The following is a 554-nucleotide window of genomic DNA, read 5'->3' as shown; positions in this document are numbered from 1 at the left end:
TATAGCCTTTAATGTCCGCCCCTTTAGCGTTAGTGAGCATGATATTGATGCCATGGGGGGTGATGATGCGGCTCCATACAATATCCAAGCGGTATTCGCCCATTTTGTTATTGTTGCTGTAATAGCCTATGACTTTAGAGCCTTTAGGGATTAAGACGGCCTTGCCCATGCTTGCAAAAATATCGCTCTCCACTTGCGCGATGACTTTACCGGCAATCTGGCTAGAAATAGGCGTGATCAAAAAGGCGGGTATCATTTTATCGGCTGTAATGGTGCGTAAAAGCTTGTTTTCATTGGTAGCGATGTCTTTTTCTTTAAGGTTGGTAAAACCATCGATCCCTTTAGGGTTATCCATGGGGAAAATCAGGTTTTCTTCGTAATTTTTAGGGCTTTGTTTGAAAGGGGTGATGCGAGAGGCTAGTAAATCTAATTGCTTTAGAGAAAAGTCTTTTTTAGGGGGGGTTGTGTTTGCTTTTAAATCTATGGAAGGGCTAGCAAAAGTTTCTTCTTTAGAAGAGTTCATTTCTTTGGAGTTTAGGGCTTTTAAAGCGGCT

General features: G+C 41.9%; 1 protein-coding gene. It reads right to left on the bottom strand.

The genetic code is table 11. The features are described from left to right. On the bottom strand, window positions 1–523 hold a 523-nt coding region (locus tag IEY78_RS35430), incomplete at its 3' end, for a TrbI/VirB10 family protein (RefSeq protein WP_506417114.1). Window positions 524–554: the final 31 nt, after the last annotated feature.

Source organism: Streptomyces kronopolitis (assembly GCF_014646275.1).
In the GTDB taxonomy this organism is placed as follows: domain Bacteria; phylum Actinomycetota; class Actinomycetes; order Streptomycetales; family Streptomycetaceae; genus Streptomyces; species Streptomyces kronopolitis.
Note: the sequence above shows the minus strand (reverse complement) of the source record. Positions and strands in the feature narration are given on the sequence as shown.